The 17,711-nt window shown below is 44.5% G+C and carries 13 protein-coding genes; 2 read left to right on the top strand and 11 right to left on the bottom strand.

Going from position 1 to position 17,711, the window contains the following annotated elements; genetic code table 11:
* The 5 genes from HRU21_05610 to HRU21_05630 all read right to left on the bottom strand — a co-directional run.
* Positions 1-329, bottom strand: a 329-nt coding sequence (locus HRU21_05610) for a chemotaxis protein CheW (GenBank protein ID NRA41772.1), incomplete at its 3' end; no start/stop codon positions are given.
* Positions 316-1,209 carry a hypothetical protein gene (locus HRU21_05615; protein ID NRA41773.1) on the bottom strand — a complete coding sequence of 298 codons (894 nt, stop codon included), beginning with the start codon at positions 1,207-1,209 and terminating at the stop codon, positions 316-318. The genes HRU21_05610 and HRU21_05615, both read right to left, overlap by 14 nt.
* Positions 1,210-1,223: 14 nt before the next feature.
* Positions 1,224-3,119 carry a hypothetical protein gene (locus HRU21_05620; GenBank protein NRA41774.1) on the bottom strand — a complete coding sequence of 632 codons (1,896 nt, stop codon included), beginning with the start codon at positions 3,117-3,119 and terminating at the stop codon, positions 1,224-1,226.
* A gap of 29 nt (positions 3,120-3,148) precedes the next feature.
* Positions 3,149-6,007: an Hpt domain-containing protein gene (locus tag HRU21_05625; protein ID NRA41775.1), complete on the bottom strand. Its 2,859-nt coding sequence runs from the start codon at positions 6,005-6,007 to the stop codon at positions 3,149-3,151.
* 34 nt (positions 6,008-6,041) lie between these two features.
* Positions 6,042-6,458, bottom strand: a complete 417-nt coding sequence (locus tag HRU21_05630; protein NRA41776.1) for a response regulator — start codon at positions 6,456-6,458, stop codon at positions 6,042-6,044.
* Between the two features lie 321 nt (positions 6,459-6,779).
* On the opposite strand from HRU21_05630, the gene HRU21_05635 reads away from it, so the two are divergent.
* Positions 6,780-9,644 (top strand): class I adenylate cyclase, encoded by a 2,865-nt coding sequence (locus tag HRU21_05635; protein NRA41777.1) that lies wholly within the window; start codon positions 6,780-6,782, stop codon positions 9,642-9,644.
* Complete coding sequence (locus tag HRU21_05640) at positions 9,622-10,203, top strand: DUF4136 domain-containing protein (protein ID NRA41778.1); 582 nt, start codon at positions 9,622-9,624, stop codon at positions 10,201-10,203. The genes HRU21_05635 and HRU21_05640 overlap by 23 nt, the downstream gene beginning before the upstream one ends.
* 194 nt (positions 10,204-10,397) lie before the next feature.
* Here HRU21_05640 and HRU21_05645 read toward each other — a convergent pair whose 3' ends face one another.
* The 6 genes from HRU21_05645 to ybeY all read right to left on the bottom strand — a co-directional run bounded on the left by HRU21_05645 (position 10,398) and on the right by ybeY (position 17,650).
* Positions 10,398-11,417, bottom strand: coding sequence for a DNA polymerase III subunit delta (locus HRU21_05645; protein ID NRA41779.1), 1,020 nt, complete (start codon positions 11,415-11,417; stop codon positions 10,398-10,400).
* Positions 11,414-11,956, bottom strand: a complete 543-nt coding sequence (locus HRU21_05650; GenBank protein NRA41780.1) for a hypothetical protein — start codon at positions 11,954-11,956, stop codon at positions 11,414-11,416. The genes HRU21_05645 and HRU21_05650 overlap by 4 nt, the downstream gene beginning before the upstream one ends.
* Positions 11,956-14,541 carry a leucine--tRNA ligase gene (locus HRU21_05655; GenBank protein ID NRA41781.1) on the bottom strand — a complete coding sequence of 862 codons (2,586 nt, stop codon included), beginning with the start codon at positions 14,539-14,541 and terminating at the stop codon, positions 11,956-11,958. Before HRU21_05655 ends, HRU21_05650 begins: the two co-directional genes overlap by 1 nt.
* A gap of 93 nt (positions 14,542-14,634) precedes the next feature.
* Positions 14,635-15,987, bottom strand: coding sequence for an apolipoprotein N-acyltransferase (gene lnt / locus HRU21_05660; GenBank protein NRA41782.1), 1,353 nt, complete (start codon positions 15,985-15,987; stop codon positions 14,635-14,637).
* A gap of 197 nt (positions 15,988-16,184) precedes the next feature.
* On the bottom strand, positions 16,185-17,060 hold the full coding sequence (locus HRU21_05665; GenBank protein NRA41783.1) for a CBS domain-containing protein: 876 nt from the start codon (positions 17,058-17,060) through the stop codon (positions 16,185-16,187).
* A gap of 53 nt (positions 17,061-17,113) precedes the next feature.
* On the bottom strand, positions 17,114-17,650 hold the full coding sequence (gene ybeY, locus HRU21_05670) for an rRNA maturation RNase YbeY (protein NRA41784.1): 537 nt from the start codon (positions 17,648-17,650) through the stop codon (positions 17,114-17,116).
* Positions 17,651-17,711 lie beyond the last annotated feature (61 nt).

Genomic DNA, 17,711 nt, shown 5'->3' on the forward strand with positions numbered 1-17,711 from the left:
TCAGTCAATGCAAGGCTTTCGAGAATTTGATCAACCTCAAGCGCATAATGACTATGATGATAGTCAAAAATAATGAGACTAGGATGCTTTTTTTTATTGCTAGAAACTTCAGTTAGATCTTTTTTATCTAGATAGGCCTCAAACATAGCCTTAGCATTAAGCTGTGGAATGATATGCCCATTATGATTAATCAATCCATCAATGCATTTAGGGGCAAATGGCATAGCTGCAACGGTTAGGCGGTCGCTAACCTCAATAAGACTGGTAAGAGGTAGTGCAAATAGCGCGTCGCTGACCTCGAAAACAAGATGCGGCTCAGCGCTTTTCATAATAAACACAGCCTAAGTTATTATGCTGAATCATACCCATTTGATCAAACATATTATCGACCGCACTCAACAATAACAGCCCACCTGAAGCTAAGGCACTGCGCAATACCATCTGCGCATGGCGCTGCGCGTCTTCATGTAAATAGATCATGACATTTCGGCACAAAATAAGATCGCACTGTTTAATAGGCGGTATTGGGCTCATTAAGTTGAAGATTTCAAAGCTGGTTAGTGATTTGACAACATCGTTAATCTGGTAGGTGCGTTTGGTTTTACCCAATAAGTCTTCACGTTCGTTAATCAGTGAAAAATAATCGAGGTACTCATCGGGGAAGTTGCGAAACGAAGAGAGACCAGAGTCGGAATTTTCATAAATGCCCTCACTGGCTTTGCGAATCACCTGCCGCGAAATGTCGGTGCCATTAATGATAATCTTCCAGCCAGTGGGTGGCAGAATTACGCCATTGCGCAGTTTCAGGCTGAGATTCTTCTCAATGAAAATCGATAAAATCATCATGCCTAGGGTGTAAACCTCTTCACCGGAAGAACAAGCGGCCGACCAAATAGTCAGGTTAAAGTCGCGCGCGCGTAATTTACTGTCGATTAATTCAGGCAGAATTTTATCTTTTAACAGCTTCATCGGCGCGGCATCACGAAAAAAATAGGTTTCGTGATTATTTAAATCTTCTACTAGCGCCGGTAACTCGGTTTTAAATGGATCATTGGCGATAGAGGTTACCCACTCATTCAGCTCGTTTTCACCCAGTCCCTTTAAAATAAAGGATAGCTTGCGCGTTAGGAGTTCTGAGGGTTTAAGTCCAGCATAGTGGCTGATCAGATCGATAAGTCGTTTTAGCGCAGGGCTGTTGCTGTCTAACATAGATAAACCTTGGATTAGCCTTTAACGTGGAAAAATTGAATAACTTCATGCAATTTTGCAATCGAGTGGTCCATGTCTTCAGCCATTTTTGTCAACTGTAAAGATGAGCTAGCATTATGCTGAGCTACTTGATCAAGTTGAGAGATAGCAAAGGTAATCTCGTGTAAGCCAGAGGACTGCTCGGTTGATGCTGCTGAAATCTCTTGCACCAATTCAGCGGTACGATCAATTTTTGGTAGGATCGAGGTGAGGTTGGCGCCAGCTTCTTCTGAGACTTGTACGGTCGAATGCGCCATTTCGATAACCTGTGATGCAGCGACTTTAGAACGTTCTGCTAATTTTCTGACCTCTGCTGCGACAACGGCAAAGCCACGGCCATCTTCTCCCGCACGTGAAGCCTCTATGGAGGCATTTAAAGCCAACAAATTGGTTTGGTAAGCAATATCGTCAATGATCGACACCTTCTCAGCAATTTTTCGCATCGCAGCAACCATTTCGATCACGCGTTGACCGGATTCTTGCGCTGCTGAGGCGGATTCAACCGCAATATCTTGAGTCGCTTTTGCGTTTTGATTGTTTTGTGAGACGGTGGCACTCATTTGCTCAATCGACGCTGAGGTTTCTTCAACGCTGGTTGCTTGCTCATTAGCGCCGCGGCTTATGCTGTCGGCTGAGGCGCTGATTTGTTTAGAAATATCATTAACCAGATCGGTGTTTTTGATCATTTCTTCCATCACGTCAGAAAACTTTAAGGTGACTTCTTGCAGCGCTTGGTCAATATCGTCTAAATCATGATTGCCGGTGCGGCTAAGCTCGGTTTTAGACAAGTCGCCTTGGGCGAGTTGGGTGATTGATTTACGTGTTGCTTGCAGCCAATCAATCATCACGTTAACCACGCTGATACTGATAAAGATTGAAATCGCTAAACTCAGCCCCGCAGTAATCACAATTAAAGCCTGTGCCACCCATTGCGTATTTTCAATACCGGCAATATGCGAATCAACTTGTTCGACCACATCAAGCTCGGTGCGTTTTAAAATTTCTAATACTTCAAATGAGGCAAGGTCATACTGGGCTTTGCTGGCGTAAAGTTGCTGGCTTAACGTTAAGGCCTGCTCCACCTGTTGTTGCAAGGTGTTGAATTGCTGCTGATAAGCAGCAGTAAGCGTCATTGCTGCTTCGCTGTTTGCGTTTAATGTAGTATTGCGAAAAAAGCCTGTCGCGGTTAATTGCTGAATAATCTCTTCAAGCCGAGACAAGCTGTCTTCTAATTCTGCTAGCTTGGTATCGCTTAAATCCAATTTTGCTGCAGACGAATCAAAAAAATGCTCAACTTTTAACAAATTTATTTGCGCTTCTTTATTTTGGTCATTAATTGTCCAGATTGCTCCTAATTGATTACCTGCACGTTGAGAAGACTTAAGTGCAACTAAGGTGTCACGTAATTTGCGAGAGCTTAGTGATTGTGTTTCTGAGATAAGGGCATTAAATTTCGTAAAGTTGTTAGCTAATAAATTGTAGCTTACAGAAAATTCTTGATACTGTTCTGAGATCGCATTTTTAAGCGTTAGAAATCTATTATATTTGAGCTCGATGTCCTCGATAGTCTCGGCTTTGAGTTGCTTGGCAGTCTTTAATTTATCTATTGAGGCACTGGTTAGCTGCTCTCCGGATTCGGCTGAATTGGTTTGCAAGGTCTCGCCCGCTAAGACTTTTTCAACCACCAACATCTGTTCAAAAATGCCCCGGCTCGACTGTGTGGCGCCTTCTGAACTGTCCCATATATCACCAGTCACCGAGTCTAAGGCCGACGATAATGCCGTAAATCCAAAGTAGCCGGCTGAAGCGCTGATCACAATCATGCCCGCGATCAAATAATAGCCCGTTCTAAGTTTGGTTGAAATTTTCATGCTGTTGACCTTTTGTCATAACGCTAGGGTTAATGAATAAGTTGTTCGTTTTTAGCCATATCATGCTTAGTGTCCATGGCCAGTTTAAATAATCCTGCGCAATCAAGTATTGCCACGACCTGCCCATCGCCGATGACTGCTGCACCCGATAAGCCTTGATAGCTTTGAAATAGCGGGTGACTTTGTTTGACTAAAACTTCAGCGCGGCCAACTGTGGCGTCGACAATCAGTCCAGCGCTCGCGTTTTCATTAGCCAAGATTAATACCTCATAATCATGCTGACGATGTTTGATGGTATTGATGCCAGTGATGAGGCTTTGCAAATCATATAAGGGTAAGATTTGGTTGCGAAAGCGAGTGGTTGCTTGCCCCTGAATAGACTGGATGTCATCGCTATTGATATGCATAACTTCTTGCACAAAGCGTTCGGGCATGGCTAATAATTGTTGTTCACTTTGTAATAGCACGACGGCCTGAATCGCAGTAGAAATCGGTAATTTCAATGCAAAGCTAGTGCCTTGTCCAGGCGTTGAGGTGATANTAATGCTGCCGCCAATAGAGCTGATCTGGTTTTTAACAACATCCATACCAACACCTCGGCCTGAGGTTTCAGTCAAGGTCTGTGTGGTTGAAAAGCCCGGTTCAAATATACAGCTAAAGATTTCTTCATCACTGTACGACTTGCTAGCTGACAAAAGCCCCAAGGCAATACTTTTTTCTTCAATCAAAGGCTTATCCAAGCCGCGGCCATCGTCAATGATGCGAATAATCACATGATCACTAAACTGTTCTGCAATGAGCTGAATTTTCCCCTGTTCTGGTTTGTTTTGCTGAGCCCGCTCAATACTATCTTCGATGCCGTGATCAATACCATTGCGCACCATATGTGCCAGTGGTTCTGCTAATATGTCAATCATCGCCTTATCGATTTTTACCTGCTCGCCTTCAATCTCTAGGCTGACATTTTTACCCAGTTTTTTACCGATGCTTCTCACGTATTTATGAAAACGATCAAAAACATAGGCTATTGGAATAACACGTAAATCTAAAATCGATGACTGAAGCTGTTTGATGCTGCTTTGAATAGATTGGTTGTTAGTGTTGAGTTGTTGCAAGCCTTTGGCAATAAAATCAACTGAAGCGCTGAGTTGATGGTTATTATGATCTGCAGTGAATTGCTTGAGCAGCGATATATGTTGTTCCAGCTCGGCGGTATTAAATAAATGTGTCTGACGATTTTGCGTTGTGCTAACTTCACCAACAGTGGCAATCAATTGATCAATCGCCTTACTATCAATTTTTAATGCCGATGCCGATATTTCTGTTTCACTGGCCAGAAGTGCAATGTCATCGCTAGTCTGTTCAAAAGCCTCTGCTTCAGCCTCGGCGGTTGTCGCGCTAGAGTCGTCTGCAGTTTGCTCAATCGAGTCGGCCTTCAGAAGCTCATAGACTTCTTGCTTACGATCAATAATCGATAAGATTTTTTCAATATCTTCAGCAGGTTTGGCGGACAGTAATAAAATGCAAAAAGAGGTTCGTTGCGCAACGCCGTTCACAAAATCATGGAATACGGTTCGGCTATGAATCATTTCACCGATATTCTGGCAGGCGGTGAGCACTTTTTCGCCGAGGCTTTCATTCTCAAAACGTAGGTCAATTTCGAAAGCATTTTTGCCAGACTCTAGTTCATGCAGCAATGCGTTGAGCGAGTCTATCGATAAATCATTTAGCGCATCGGGATGGAGCGGGCAGAGAGTTAAAATTTTGGCTTTGCAATCGTTTACGGCGTCACTGGCGTGATTATTTTGCGCCGTCATCTGCTGGAGTTTATCTAGACTATCGGAACAGGTGGCGTGAAAGGCTTCGCTGTCTTCATACTGCTGAGCAAGCTCAATAATCGCAATGATCTGAGTTAAGATACTTGAGCTAAGTTGAATATAGCCACGAATATACTCAAGGTTGAGCTGTCGTATATAGCGTAAACTGGCATTGAGGCTCTGATAGCCGAACAGTGAACAATAATTATCTAGGGTTTTCGCTTGTTCAATCAGTGCTAAAGATTGCTCAGCTGGCCAATCTTGTTGAGACTGCTGAGCTAGCTGTTGCAAGGATTGCTGCATTGAGCCGAGCTCAACTTGCCATTGCTCGTTTAATTTACTCTGGCAAATCCTTGACGTCATCTCAAGGCTGAGGTCAATTTGCTGTTGTTTAGCAATCAACTTCAAGCTATCAAAGATATCGGCAGTTAAGCTAAGTAAGGTGGCAGGCTGGTCTGCGTCTAAAAATGCTAAATACTGCATTAGCTGTTTAGCCAAAGCATGAAAGCCTGCTCTAGAAGCAAGCTTTGCCATTTGCTTAATGCCGGGCTCAATGCGATCAGCTTGAGCTTGTTTATCTAAGCCCAATACGAGAGAAGGCACCGCTAGCTTTGCACTTTGCGAGATCTCATCAAGTAATTTACTGTCAGTGGCTAATTCTGGCAGTTTGGCGCTCTCTTGACCAAGCTGCTGCTGATGAAATGCTTCTAGCTGTGCAATCAGTTCTGATTGCGCCGGCGGGTTTTGTTGGTCTTTATTGGCTTGAGTAAATTGCAGCTTTAAGCCACTGATGGCTTCTAACAAGATATCGGTAACGGCTTCATCAAAGGCGTATTCGTCGTTTCTGACGGCTGCTAGGATATCCTCAGCTTTGTGTGCCAGCGCTTCCATATGATTGAAGCCAATCATCGCCGAGCTGCCTTTAATGGTGTGGAAGTTGCGAAATAGCTGGTTTATTTCAGCGTCTGACTTAACCGCATGTTTGGCCAATAATAACTCAGCACTATCAAGCTGCTCTGTCATTTCACTGACAAACGCGGGCCAAAGTTTTTCGAAAAGATCAGATGCCATGGGTCAAAATTATTATTATTGTAATTTGGCGAAACTAACTGTCGAGACCGACGGCTTTGCGAATCACTTGCAATAATTCCTGGCTTCGTTGTTCTTCCATGTCCAATGACAGCACGCCAGATGGTTTATGAATAATATCGGTAACGCCTAGCTCAAGTGCCTCTTTGGCCTGAGGTGAATCAACATTGGCGACTGAAGATACGATAATCACTTTAGCATCGGTTAAAATTTTGGATAAGCGTAAAAACTCAATGCCGCCCATGCGTGGCATTTCGATGTCTAATAAAATGATGTCGGGGTTCAGCTCGGTGAGCTTTTCTAAGGCATCAATACCGTCGCTGGCCTCGCCTGCAACCGAGAAGTCAGCATCGGTGGCGAGAATATTAGAAAGAATACGACGCATTAAAAACGAGTCGTCGACAATTAACACGCTAAAAACTTGCTCAGACATGCTTCAATTACCCCTAGGTTGAAACTGTTTATCAGTATTTTTGTTCAGCGCAGCTTTTTACAGCACAAGACAATGTAATTATTCAATAAGCGCATGAGTAGATATGGCTAAACCTACTCAGTGAACAAAATAGTTATCCAAAATAGGGCTATTTTGCCCCGCTAAAAGAATAAAACAAGCTTGATTTCACTTACGGCGCTTATTTTCGACTTGATGGTCGGCGGTTTTTGCTTGCTTAAGCGCTATTCTGCCGATGGTGACGAGTATGGAATCTCGCTATAATCGACATATAATGATTTTATTGAAGTAAGGGACGTACGAATGTTAACCGAGGCAAATGTTAACAAGGCAGAGCTCTCCTTGCAGCATCCTGTGCGTGATAAGCTTGAGCAGCGTCAAATATTAAAGCGCTTTGTCCAGATAACCCTGGGTCGTCTTGCGCGAATTCGTCTTGACCTGAGTAAGGAGCAGCAGCTATTTCTGGATGCGCTGCCGGTTTTATTGCATACCAACCATCCTCAGTTCCCTTGTTTTGTATCTGACTATACCCCATCTGGTATCTGTCGTTATCAGCCATCTGGTGCCGAAATTCAGAAACTACAGCGATTGTCGCCAGGCTTTATTCCGGTTGAGCAAGATAATCATGAACAAATTCTAAGCCTTTTTCTATCAGGCTATTGTGGCTCTATTATCCAGTCAACGCAGCAATATATTCAAGTTTGGGTCTGCCATGCTGACGATATTGCACTCAACGCATTGCTGCAGCTTCGACGTAAATGTGACTTGATTGAAACCTGGGCTAAGCTGCTAAATCTGAAAGTGTCAATTGTATTGGTCGATCGCCAATTTCGACAGTTTCAGCAGCATGCGTCGTCAACACTGACGCATGTGCCGCAAAACTTTTTACAACTCGATCGTCTTTACCGTGGTGCGGTAATGATAGCCGGCAGAATGCCGCTGTGGTGGTTAATCCCGCCTGAGCATGATGTGCAGTATCGACAATACAGTTCATTATTGATTCACAAGGGCTTATTGAAGCCTGAGGAGATCATCGACTTTGGGCCCATTCCTAACATTACTGCCAATGAGTTAGTAGAGCTGGCGAATCAAGAGTTTGCTCAATGTTTTGATCAACCCTATCAAGCTTGCATGAGCTTACTGTTGATAGAGGTATATATCAGTGAGTTTCCTGATACCGAAGTCTTGGCTAATCAGTTTAAGCAGGCGGTATATCAAGATCAGCTAGATTTAAATCAGCTTGACAGCTATTTAATGGTATTTCGTCGAGTTGAGGCTTACTTAAAAGCACGTCATGAAGACCAGCGTTTGGCTTTGTTACGCCGCTGTTTTTACTACCAAGTTGGTTCTCAGCTATCGCAACGCACAGCGGAACCCAGCTGGCAGCACAAGCAAATGACTGCCTTAGTGGCTGAGTGGGGCTGGTCTCAAGACGAGCTTAAACGTATTGATGGCCGCATGCAGTGGCCTTGTGCAGAAGTATTGGATGAGTCGCGTCAGCTATTCAATTGTCTAAATAACAGTTGTCGTTACATCGCTGAGTTTGCCCGCCGTCATCAAGATTTACCTGAGCTGCAATTACAAGCTCTAAAGCAAGTGGCAAAACAACTGCACGCCTGCAGCGATAGTAAGATTGGTAAACTACACATCATCAACGATGCCGTGGCCTCATCGCTGCAAGAGAAAGAATTATTTATATCGCGCATCAAATCACAAGATCATTTTATTTGGCTGGTATTTAACGAGCGATTTAAATCGCGCGAAATGAAACAAAAGCCACCCCTGTATCGCGCTAAAACATTAATTGAATTATTGTCTTGGTGTTTAGTGAATGAGCTGATTGTTGATGAAACATCAATACATGTGTTAGGTGGCGAGCATGACTTAGACGAGGATGAACTACTGCAAATCATTGCGACGCTGCGCCAGTCGCCTTTACTGCTGCAGGCAAAGCAATTTGCTAACGATGATGCATTTGCCAAACCTGCGCGGCTTACAAAGCTTGATGTGTTTATCAATGTTGCGGTTGATGTGAAAAAAGAAATCTCTGGTAAGCGTCAAGCGACGATAGCCCACACGGCTGCTTTTGATTATCACCAGCAGCAAAACAATATTATTTATAATATTGAAGTGTTAATGCTGAATAGCTGGGGTGAGCTTATTTGCCAGCGTTATGAGGGGCCTATTAGTCTGCTGAATTTCTTAGCAGAATTTATTCAAATGGTACCGCCAAGTGCAACGCAAACATTACCTGCGCTAGCGTTCCATAGTCATTGTCGCTATTTTGCAGAGCCTATCGTGTCTCGATTGAGAGAGCTTTTACAAGATTTTAGTAATTGCTTTTATAACTCCAAGCTGTCCATGCACACCCGCTTTGTATTGCAAATGAAGCAACAGTTTTTCATCCTGCAGTACCAACAAAATCAAATCAGCTTTAAAGGTGCTCGTAGCGAGAGCGATCTCATCAAACGTTTAGGGCAGGAGCAACAGCGCTATAGTCCGATTTGCTTAGATCGTTATGCGCTGCCGGGTTCTAAACTGGCAGCAGTTGTTGACACAATGCTGCCAGATACGGTGCAAGTCTTTGTTGAATTTACAGAGCCTGATCAGGTTGAAATTTACATCGCTGATGAAAAAGGTTCAGTTTGTCGACAGCAAATGCAATATCATCATCAAGATACATTTGTCAGTGCCCTTGATACCTTCTTATTCTCAACACTGTATCGTCTAGAAACTCAGGAAAAGCAGCAAAACTCACTTAGCCTGGCCTATACTGATATACCGATTGTATTTTATCAGTTAACGGCGCAACAAAACGGTTACTATCAAGTTTCTGACATGCCAGTTAAGTCCAGCCATCATGCTGGCGAGCATTTTTCGATCATTGCGATTGCGGAAAAAACGGCAGCAAATCAGGCGCCATTATTTAATATTATTTGTGGCGACAAAATGTTTGCAGCGATGGATTGGGGCGAGGATATTTACGAGGCCGTTGCTCGCGTGATCATGGCAAAGCGCCGCTCTCGTATGCACTATCCTTGTTATATATCAGAGTTGGAGCTGTCGGACATCAGTCACTCCTATGGTCATAAACTACAAACGGTAGATTTTTTAGCATACAAATATCAGCTTGAGGCAAAAATAAATGAGGCATTATTACGTGTGTAAAACTAAGGTGTTTAAAACCGTATTCGGACTGTTGTTGCTTAATTTTCTTGCTGCCTGTGGTGACAATATTCAAGTTGAAAATGACTATGACCCGAAGTTTAATTTTAAGGCGATTAAAAGCTATAGCTTTGTCGAGTTTGTCGATGACGACGTGACTCGGCTTATGCAAAATCGGGTAGAGCAGGCTTTAAGCGACAAAATGGCAGCGCTGAATTACCAAAAAGCTTCAGCCGAGCAGGCTGATATTTTGGTAGCATTTCATTTAATTACAAAAATTAAACAACGTCAGCGCATTACCACTACCGACCCTGGCTTTGATTATTATGGTCGCCGATACTATGGACCTAGTATTAATATGAGCGTGAGCCATATTGATACTATTGACTATAAAGTGGGTAGTTTGATTATTGACTTTATTGATCCTGTTTCTAGAAATGTTGTCTACCATGCGGGAGCCAGTGCGATTCTTTCAGAGGTAAAAACACCTGAAGATAGGATGCAGCTTATTCGTGCTGCGGTTGATAAGGCCCTGCAAGATTATCCGCCTATTGCTCCTTAGTCACAGTGCAGCTCTAGCAAAGCAAATTGCTAATGGCTGAGTAGAAAAGCGGTTAACTTCTACGATATAAAGCGAGCAAAGCGTCACTTAACAAGTAGCCAATAAGCAGCCAATAAGCAGCCAATGAGCCGGCACACTTCAAAAGACTTTTGCTGGTGCTACGATGGTTTACCTAATGATTCATGCGATAGTATTTAGGCTTGGCATATGCCTTTACAAAGCTGCTCTAGCAATAACCACGGATCATCTTTGCTAATCCCTTTGATAGCATGATCAACTAGTTTGAGCTTATGTAACAGCAATTCTATGCGGCTTAGCGCTAAGCGCTGAACGGCCTGTTTATACGCAGTCTGACGGTTAAAAAATACCCGTTGCTCACGCATAATTTGCTCAATCGGCTTGCCCGATTGGTGCTCAGAGCGAGCATGATGCAGTTGCCGCATTTCTTTTGCTAAAGTCCATACCATCACGCTGGCATCAGTGCCTTCGTGTTTGAGGCCGTTCAATGTGCGCAATGCGCCGGTTAAATCGCCGGCTAAGCAACGATCCAGTAGATTGAATGCAGTATAACGCGAGGATTGGCTCACCGCAGCACTGACTTGTTCGAGTGAGAGAGCGCTTGCTGAGTCGCTGCCGCGATTTAACAGCGCTAATTTATCGATCTCTTGTTTTGCTGCGAGTAAATTACCTTCAACCGCATCGCACAGAAAACGCAATGCGTCAGGACTGATGTTTAAGCCCTGTTGACTTAGGCGTTGCTGAATCCATTGAGGCAGTTGTCCGCGATCAATCGGCCATACGCTTAAACTATGACCCTCAGCTTCAATTTGCTTTAACCATTTGCTTTTTTGTTGCCCGCTATCAAGCTTGGGTGCCTGTATCAATAAGACAATATCGGGATTAGGTTTTGTTAGGTAGTTTAGAATGGCCTTGCTGCCTTTATCACCTAACTTATTTGACTTGCAGCGCACTTCAATCAGTTTTTTATCACTAAATAACGATAAGCTGTTCGCTGATTGTAAAATATCGTCCCAATTTGCATTGGCTTGGTCAAGATGAAAGCGTTCGCGCTCAAGAAAACCTTGCTTTTTGGCTGCACCGCGAATGCTGTCGCAAGCCTCTTCAATTAAAAGGGTTTCGTCACCGCTGATAAAAAAGATCGGCGCTAGGGGCTGTTTTAGCTGATGTTCAAGTTGTTCTAACTTTAATCTCATGGGGCATCTGAGGCATGATTGCAAGTGCCACAATCTGGTGGATTAGCCGCAAGCCACATGGCTTGACGTAATATGGCTTTAGCACTGGCCTCGGCTAATTCGCGACGTATGGTTTCTTGCTCTTGTTCATTACTAAGCAGATTGTTGCGTTGATAATCATAATCACGTTCAAGCTTGACCGGTTTTGGTAAATAAAGCTGTTGCTCTCGGTACAGTTGCCACTGGGTTTGCATGCTTAGTCGATATTGGTCAATGTCGGCACCCTGGCTTGCGCTAAGGCGTCGATTCTCCACGCTGAGTTTCTTAATCTCGATACGCACCAAGGCTTGCTCATCTAATATAATACCGGCTCGCTGCGCTTGGCGCTGCAATGCTAGTGCAACTTGATTGAGAGGTTGCTCACCACTAATCGCTAATTGCTGTAAGCGGGTGTCAACATTCAGATCACCTGCTTGACCTTGCAGGTGAAAACCACAGCAAGTCACTGTAATACAGCAGGCCAGAGTTAAGCAGTATTGTATCAGTCTCGCAGCATGCATCAGTTTGCTACAATATTGAGTAATTTATTCGGCACCCAAATGACTTTGCGCACGGTTTTGCCATCTAAAAACTTGGCGACATTATCGATCGATTGTGCCAGTGCTAAAACGCTCTCTTCGCTGCTATCGACTGCAGTTTCCGCTTTGCCGCGCACCTTACCATTGACCTGCATCACGACCTCGACACTTGAAGTGATCAAGGCTGCAGCATCAACTTCTGGAAAACGCGCATCAATAACGGCCTCAGTATAGCCCAATGCCTGCCACAGATAATGGCTTATATGCGGTGTTATAGGCGCCAGCATTAAAATGGCAGCTTCTAAGGCTTCTTTTTCAAGGCTTAAGTTTTGACCGCTGCGGACTTTAATTTTTGCCAGCTCATTACAAAGCTCCATGATCGCAGCAATAGCCGTGTTATAAGCATAACGGGTAGCAAAGGCATCGGTCACTTTCTGAATCGTTTGGTGTGTTTTGCGACGTAAGTCTTGTTGTACCTTATCAAGTTTTGCTGGCTCTAATGGTTCGATATCGCTGGCTTGGCTATGTTGATACACNAGCTTGTAGAAGCGTTTCAAAAACCGGTTAGCGCCTTCTACGCCAGAGTCAGACCATTCTAGGGATTGTTCCGGTGGCGCGGCAAACATCATAAACAGACGCACTGTGTCGGCGCCAAATTGTTCGATCATCGCCTGTGGGTCTACGCCGTTATTTTTTGACTTTGACATCTTTTCAATGCCACCGATGGTCACCGGTTTGCCGTCGCTGATGAGGTTGGCGCCAATGATTTTGCCTTTACTGTCGCGTTGCATATCAACGTCGGCCGGGGCATAAAATTCTTTTTTACCGTTGGCTTGCTCACGGTAGAAGGTTTCAGCAATTACCATGCCCTGGCACAGCAGCCGTTTGAAAGGCTCGTCAGAGTTCACAAGACCCATATCGCGCATCAGTTTATGAAAAAAGCGTGCGTACAGTAAATGTAAAATGGCATGCTCAATCCCGCCGACATACTGATCTACCGGCAACCAATAGTTAGCCGCGTCTGGGTCGAGCATTGCTTTATCAAAATTGGCTGAGGTAAAGCGGGCGTAGTACCAAGACGACTCCATGAAAGTGTCAAAGGTGTCAGTCTCGCGCAGCACCTGTTCACCATTGTGCTGATCTTTTGCCCATGCTGGATCAGCTTTGATCGGTGATTGAACGCCATCCATCTGCACATCTTCGGGTAATAAAATCGGCAGTTTGTCGGCAGGCACAGGAATTTCGCCACCATTCTCTAGATTGAACATCGGGATTGGCGTACCCCAATAGCGTTGCCGCGATACGCCCCAGTCACGTAAACGGTAGTTAACCTTTCGCGTAGCCTTGCCNTGTGGTTCGAGTTTNTCCGCAATGGCGTTTAACGCNTCGTCAGCAGTTAAACCGTTGAATTCGCCAGAATTGATCAATATGCCTTTTTCACAAAATGCGGCTGCTTGAACGTCAATAATTTCGTCGTTAAGACCTTGAATTACTTGCTGGATCGGTAGTTGATATTTTTTTGCAAATTCCCAGTCGCGCTGATCATGCCCAGGCACACTCATAACCGCGCCAGAACCATAGGACATCAACACAAAGTTAGCTGTCCATACCGGGATCAATTCACCGCTGATCGGGTGAATAGCCTTAAGCCCGGTATCCATGCCTTCTTTTTCCATCGTCGCCATATCGGCTTCAGCCAGTTTGACGTTCTTTTGTTTGGCAATGAATTCGGCCAGAGCCGGTTGCTCGCTAGCTGCCGCTTTGGCCAAAGGGTGTTCTGCAGCAACGGCAAGGTAACTAACCCCCATTAAGGTATCGGGTCGAGTAGTAAATACATTCAGGCTATGCTCGCTATCAGCAATGTCAAAGCTGAGTTCTAAACCGGTCGATCGACCAATCCAGTTGCGCTGCATGGTTTTGACCTGCTCTGGCCATTCATCTAACTGGTCTAAATCTTCTAGCAGCTGGTCAGCATAGTCAGTGATTTTGATAAACCACTGCGGAATTTCCTTGCGTTCTACTACCGCACCTGAGCGCCAACCGCGACCATCAATAACTTGCTCATTAGCCAGTACGGTTTGATCGATAGGGTCCCAGTTCACGGTGGCCATTTTTTTGTACACTAAGCCTTGCTGATAAAGCTGGGTAAAAAACCATTGCTCCCAGCGATAATAGTCAGGCTTACAGGTGGCAAGCTCGCGGCTCCAATCATAGCCAAAACCAAGGCTATTGAGCTGGCCTTTCATGTATTCAATATTGTCATAGGTCCAGGCAGCAGGCGGCACATTATTATTTAGCGCGGCATTTTCTGCAGGTAAACCAAAGGCATCCCAACCCATGGGCTGCAGAACGTTTTTACCTTGCATGCGCTGAAAGCGCGCAATCACATCCGAGATGGTGTAGTTACGAACATGCCCCATATGTAACTTCCCCGAGGGGTAAGGAAACATTGACAGGCAGTAATACTTTTCTTTGCTGTTGTCCTCAGTCACTTCGAAGCTGCGTTGCTTGCGCCAATAATCTTGCGCTTGATGTTCGATGGTGCTGGGCTGATAGTGTTCTTGCATCATAAATTATTTGAGTATTTTCTAGGCTAAAACGTTAACTGAAAAATGGTTGAGTGTGAAGTTATGCTCTGGAATGAGATTGCGATTGCTTATTTATACTGACCGCTGATGTAAGCTTATGGCTAAGCAGAGCAGAAGCCAAAAGCAGCTAAATATAATCGACGGTATTGTGCCATATTGCGCTACAGGCGTATATCCTTGGCGTGGGTAAATCTCGCCATCGAGTACCCCAGCGGCAAACGCTTTTAGGCGCTGTAAAACTTTGCCATCGGGGCCAATGATGGCGGTAATGCCGTTATTAGTACTGCGCACTAAATAGCGTCCATTTTCTAAAGCGCGCATTCTTGCCATTTCAAGATGTTGAACGGGGCCGATAGATTGCCCAAACCAAGCGTCATTGCTAACCGTCAGTAAAAAATCTTGCTTGGCTGCACGTTGAGCGACAAATTCAGGGTAAACTATTTCATAGCAAATCATTGGCAGGGTGTGAAACAGCTGCCCGGCAATTTCAACGCGCAGCATATCTTGATTAAGCGGGCCTGGGCGAAAAGCCGACATGGGTAGGTCAAAAAAATCAATCGCGCCGCGTAATACTGATTCTAATGGGATAAATTCACCAAACGGAACTAGCTTGTGTTTATGGTAAATACCAGAAGCGTAGCCAAGGCCTAGCATGCTGTTATGGTAAACTTTATTGTCGTCTTGATACCATGCTGATGGGATGCCTGTTATCAGCGCTTGTTGCGCGTCAGATAGTTGCTTGCTCCATTGCTGCAAGTCGTCCAGTGCTGCGTGATAGTATTGCGGTATGGCAGTTTCTGGCCAGACAATGAGTCGGTGTGGCTGTTGCTCAATCTGGCTTAAATTGAGCAGCTGCTGTTTAATTGGCTCGCGAAAAGCGCGTTTCCACTTATAGTGTAAATTGGTGTTCGGTTGCACAAGGCTAACGGCTATTGGCTCTGAGGCGCTATTGTGCGTCCACAGGCTGATGGGCAGTAGCGGTGCTGCAAAAAAAATCAGCGTTATGGATATAAGCTGAAGCGCGATAATTTTAGGCTGCGCTTTAAACGACGCTGCAAAGCAGAATTGTAACAAGGTGACTAGCTGACTGCTGATAAATGCTAATAAAAAGCTTAGGCCGTATACGCTGAGGATCGGGGCATAATGAGCTAATGGACCGTCAATTTGACTATAACCAATATACGCCCAAGGAAAACCTGTTAGAAACCAGCTGCGAAACCATTCGCAAAGTGTCCAGATGCTGGCAAAAAGTAAGCTGTTAAGAAGTGCGTTGTTTGGCTTTATTTTTTTATAGATGACAAAAAAGGGAATCAGCAATGCGCTAATAAAACAGCAAAATATAAGCGTTAGTATACTGGCAAGCCATGGAGGGGCATTCCCGTAGGTGTTCATGCTAACGTAAACCCAGTAGCTGGATGTGAGCATTAAGCCAGAAGAAAACAGCCAAAGCTGGATTTTATTGCTTGTCAGTTGATTCAGGGCAAAGAAAAAACAGNCTAGACTGATGATGCAGGCAGGCCAAATGCTGAAAGGGGCAAAACTTAGGGTGATTAANCCGCCTGCTATNAAGTACAGGATGTAAGTGCTAACTGAATAAAGCCTTGCTTGCATATTTGCTAAGCTTATTCTGCAGGATTACTGGCTAAGTCGCTAAGGCGTGTCATGCGCAACAGGTGCAAGCGTCGATTATCGGCATGTAAAACTTTGAACTTAAACTGATCAAGCTGAATATATTCGCCGCGCTGAGGTAAATGACCAGCTTGTTGGGTAATAAGGCCGGCTATGGTATCAAATTCAGACTCTGATAACTGGCTTTTAAAATGCTGGTTAAAATCTTCAATTGGGGTTAGGGCATTGATAATAAAGTCGTTGCTGCGGTCGCCGAGCGGTTTAATAAACACGCTGTCGTCAACATCAAACTCATCTTCAATTTCGCCAACGATTTCTTCGAGCACGTCTTCTATGGTAATCAGGCCTGAAACACCTCCATATTCATCAAATACAATCGCCATATGCTTTCGCGTTTCACGAAAGTCTTTCAGCAAATTGATAAGCCGTTTGCTCTCTGGCACCTTGTGGATTGGGCGCAAATAATCGTGAATATTTAAAGATTGTTCGTTTTTTTGGATTAACATCGGCAGAAAATCTTTAGCGTGAATGATGCCGAGAATATCATCACTGTCTTCACCAACGACTGGAAAGCGGGAGTGGCCAGATTGAATAATCGTGGGCAAAAAATCTTCTGCGGATTGGCTGGCATGCACCAAAACCATCTGTGAGCGATCGACCATGACCTCGCGTACCTGTCGATCTCTAACCTCCATGGCGCCTTCGATAATAGTAAATTCTTCTTTGTCGAGTAGCGATGACTCGCGAGCAAGCTGTAACAGTTCGTTCACATCTTCACGAGTTTGTGGGGTGGTGCTGAAAATCTGCTTTATTTTTTCGATCCAGGTTTTGTCACCCGAATCGTTTGTCGATCGATCTTCGCTGTTCATTATCGATTAATTTTTTGCCTCTTAAGTTGGGCTGATCCTAACCTAGTAAAATATTATGTGATTGCGTAGGGGTTGGCAATGCCGAGTTGCTCTAGTAGAGCGATTTCTAGTGATTCCATCTGTTGGGCTTGCTGCTCGATGACGTGATCGTAGCCAAGTAAATGTAAACAGCCATGAATGCTTAAATGCGCCCAGTGATCCATCAAGGCTTTATTTTGCGCTTTAGCTTCCTGTTTGACAACGTCGGCGCAAATAATGATATCGCCCAGAAAGTTAAATTGATGTTCCTCGGCTATCTCGGCAGCAAAAGACAAGACGTTGGTCGCTTTATCTTTATCGCGGTACTTGGCGTTCAGAGATTGAATCTGTGATGCAGAAACCAAGCTTAGGCATACTTCAGCATCCTGTGGCTGGTGATGATTATGGCCATCCTTATATACATCCTTGTCTTCACCTTTAGCTGCATTACCATTCGCTGAGTTATAGGTGGCGGCATAAGCTAAATTTAGCCATTTGCTGAAATCGGCATGGCTGGGTATTTGCTCAGATGCGGATAACTCATTATTGATGTCTATAGAAAGCAACGGCATATCCATGTCTTAGCTGTGATTCGCGGCAAACGTTAATATAAAGGGTGAGTGCAAGAAGCAA

It is taken from the genome of Pseudomonadales bacterium, from assembly GCA_013215025.1.
Classification (GTDB): Bacteria; Pseudomonadota; Gammaproteobacteria; order Pseudomonadales; family DT-91; genus DT-91.

Coding starts and splice junctions, on each gene's coding strand:
- HRU21_05635 (NRA41777.1), top strand. CDS start 6,780: ATGTTAACCGAGGCAAATGTTAACAAGGCAGAGCTCTCCTTGCAGCAT.
- HRU21_05665 (NRA41783.1), bottom strand. CDS start 17,060: ATGAACAGCGAAGATCGATCGACAAACGATTCGGGTGACAAAACCTGG.
- HRU21_05640 (NRA41778.1), top strand. CDS start 9,622: ATGAGGCATTATTACGTGTGTAAAACTAAGGTGTTTAAAACCGTATTC.
- ybeY (NRA41784.1), bottom strand. CDS start 17,650: ATGCCGTTGCTTTCTATAGACATCAATAATGAGTTATCCGCATCTGAG.
- HRU21_05650 (NRA41780.1), bottom strand. CDS start 11,956: ATGCATGCTGCGAGACTGATACAATACTGCTTAACTCTGGCCTGCTGT.
- HRU21_05630 (NRA41776.1), bottom strand. CDS start 6,458: ATGTCTGAGCAAGTTTTTAGCGTGTTAATTGTCGACGACTCGTTTTTA.
- HRU21_05615 (NRA41773.1), bottom strand. CDS start 1,209: ATGTTAGACAGCAACAGCCCTGCGCTAAAACGACTTATCGATCTGATC.
- lnt (NRA41782.1), bottom strand. CDS start 15,987: ATGCTCACATCCAGCTACTGGGTTTACGTTAGCATGAACACCTACGGG.
- HRU21_05645 (NRA41779.1), bottom strand. CDS start 11,417: ATGAGATTAAAGTTAGAACAACTTGAACATCAGCTAAAACAGCCCCTA.
- HRU21_05620 (NRA41774.1), bottom strand. CDS start 3,119: ATGAAAATTTCAACCAAACTTAGAACGGGCTATTATTTGATCGCGGGC.